The organism is Photobacterium sp. OFAV2-7, assembly GCF_022347985.1.
Lineage (GTDB): Bacteria > Pseudomonadota > Gammaproteobacteria > Enterobacterales > Vibrionaceae > Photobacterium.
The window spans coordinates 1-2580 of the sequence record NZ_JAKRFQ010000765.1; the positions used below are offsets into that span (position 1 = coordinate 1).

General features: G+C 43.4%; 3 protein-coding genes. 2 read left to right on the plus strand and 1 reads right to left on the minus strand.

What is annotated here, in order from left to right; translation table 11 throughout:
* The first annotated feature begins 115 nt into the window (after nucleotides 1-115).
* Nucleotides 116-1006 (plus strand): SIS domain-containing protein, encoded by an 891-nt coding sequence (locus MHN01_RS24235; protein ID WP_239413935.1) that lies wholly within the window; start codon nucleotides 116-118, stop codon nucleotides 1004-1006.
* Nucleotides 1007-1192: 186 nt separating this feature from the next.
* On the opposite strand, the gene MHN01_RS24240 is transcribed toward MHN01_RS24235, so the two are convergent.
* A complete protein-coding gene (locus MHN01_RS24240) occupies nucleotides 1193-1744 on the minus strand; it encodes a histidine phosphatase family protein (RefSeq protein WP_239413936.1) in 552 nt (183 codons plus the stop codon).
* Nucleotides 1745-1964: 220 nt separating this feature from the next.
* Here MHN01_RS24240 and MHN01_RS24245 point away from each other — a divergent pair.
* A partial coding sequence (locus MHN01_RS24245; protein ID WP_239413938.1) for a PD-(D/E)XK nuclease family protein occupies nucleotides 1965-2580 on the plus strand: 616 nt, incomplete at its 3' end.

The window sequence follows — 2580 nt, forward strand, 5'->3', positions numbered from 1 at the left end:
GGACAAACTGGTTTTGTGCTCACAAGTTCCGACGAAGTACCTGCAACATACTGGCAGCTAATTGCCTAACTCAACGGCCGCCTGGTGCGGCCGTCATGACTATTTGGGAGTCACTATGTATAATGATGCAATTGCTTCAACAGGAACGATTTTATCCGTGGATCTCAATCAAGTAATTCCAAACATTCGCATGCGCCTGCCATCGCTGACTCGCACTGAGCAGTCGATTGCCGAGAACTTTCTCAAGCCTCACTTCTTACACAAATCAACATCAATTAAAGAAGTTGCTGAACGTCTGGGGGTTTCGACCGCATTAATCGTCAAAGTGTCGAAGAAACTTGGTTTCAGCGGATTTAAGCAGCTAAAAGATGCACTCAATGCCCAGCATGAGTCAGAGACTTTCTTGCCCAATGAGCAGCTTCAACCCGACGATTCCTGTGAGCAGATCATTACCAAGGTACTACAGAACTCCATTAACGCCCTGACTGAGATCCTCAATTTTGTCGATGCAAATATGGTCAGCGCGGCTGCAGATGCCATTGTAAAGGCAAAGAATATTGAGCTATACGCCGTCGGCGGCTCAACCATTATCTGCGATGACTTTCAGCATAAGCTATTACGATTTGGGATTCGGGCCTCTGTACCCCGTGATCGACACCTGATGCTGATGTCAGCGAGTGTACTGACTCCCGAAGATGTTGTACTGGTAGTGTCACATTCGGGCCAGACCGTTGACTTGATGGATGCAGTCCGCGCAGCCAAGCAAACTGGCGCAACAATCATTTCAATCACTAACAACTACCACGCAGAATTGTCGCAACTATCCAACTACCCGCTTTATGCACCGGCATCACCAGAACCTTTGCTTGGAAAAAACGGGACAGCACGATTGGTTAAACTTGCGATGATAGACAGTTTATACGCAACAATTGCAGGTAAAATACCTGAGACGGTTGCAGAAAACCTTGAAAAAACAACCAAAGCAGTCGACATACTGCATAGATAAACTTCCCCTCTGTTCGCTTATAAAGAGCAAACAAGCGAGTAAAACTTGGGCCCTCCAACATAGCGCTTATAACAGCCATCAAGAGTAACACGTATTATCTTGATGGCTTCCGAGGAATATTATCGTCCAAACACAATCATGGTGATAAATTATCGCTATGATAAACAAGGCTATAAGCCAATAATCTCAATTTGACTTCAGCCTTATCACCCCCCAATAAGAGCTGTCTTTATCTGTGCATTGCCAGCCTACACTTTCTAACTCTTTAGCAATCGACCGATTCATCAGGCCATGACCAAATACTGCTACTTTCTCGTGTTTATTCGCTATATCTACAATCTCCAGAGCAGCATTTTTTGCCCTTACCTTTGCGTCTTTGAGAGATTCTGCCTTAGCATTGAGGCCAAGAAGCCAAAGCAAACGATTAATGAACAACCAATGCTTCGCCCTCAGAACCAATGGTATCTTATGTCTTGGAATGTCAATTTCACGAATACCCCTCAACGTTAAGTCCGGGTCTTTCGCTAAGCAGAGACTTGCTGAATGAATTGCACGGCGCAAATTACTGGAAACAACATAATACCCGCTTAACTGTGACTTTAACTGAACCGGTGGCTTGCTACTCTCTGCAACCTCTGAGCGATTGTAATCCCTAACCCACCATGCAAATTCTTTTGCCGTCAATTTTGGATTCGTTGAACCTGTTGGTTTACCGTGCCTGATAAAAACGATTTCCATAATACCCCACAGAAAAACCGCTACAAAACAATAAAACAGTGATTTATTAGAATACCAGATTGGTAATAATTTCGCACTTTGAACGCCTTAACACGCTCAATGACATAATGCATTCAATGAACGCTTATCACTTTGTGAATCACCGCAAAGAAACTAGTTATTAATCGAGCATAGAATCGGCAACTACTAACTACCGCTCAACATTGAGGAACTTTGTAACTTGCCAATTATCACAAATCAGCCCGCAACAGAATCAAGCCTACTTCATCGTACTCATCTAATGCTTGAACAGTACCAGAGGTTTTCAAACCAGCAAGGAGAGCGTTTTAATATCTTCAGTATATTAAGAATGGAGCGAAAGGAAGTTGAAACCCACTCAAGATTTATCTATGAATTGCTTAGTCCTCATGGAAGCCACGGGATGGGGACAACTTTTCTAGAAATGTTTATCTCAGACGTTCTCTGTCTAGAGTATCAGCAAGGCAAACTGGCAGTAAAGCGTGAAGACGGTACTGATGAAGGCCGCAGAATCGACTTTACCATTGAGTCTGCAGACTCAATGATTGGCATTGAGATGAAAATTGATGCAGCCGATCAGCGGAACCAGTTACATGACTACTATATAGAACTCAACAAAAGAGCCCCAAATAAAAAGATTCATCTATTTTACCTCACACTTTTCGGCACTCAACCGAGTACAGGAAGCTTAAATGGTCTTGCTGATGACAAATATGAGCTTATTGCATTTAACAGCCACATCGTCGACTGGCTTACGGCTTGTATTAAAGAAGCGGCAATGAAGCCGATCCTCCGAGAAGCATTAGTTCAATACAAGC

Excerpts from the sequence above, each read along its gene's own strand:
- MHN01_RS24235 (WP_239413935.1), top strand. The coding sequence starts at position 116 with ATGTATAATGATGCAATTGCTTCAACAGGAACGATTTTATCCGTGGAT.
- MHN01_RS24240 (WP_239413936.1), bottom strand. The coding sequence starts at position 1,744 with ATGGAAATCGTTTTTATCAGGCACGGTAAACCAACAGGTTCAACGAAT.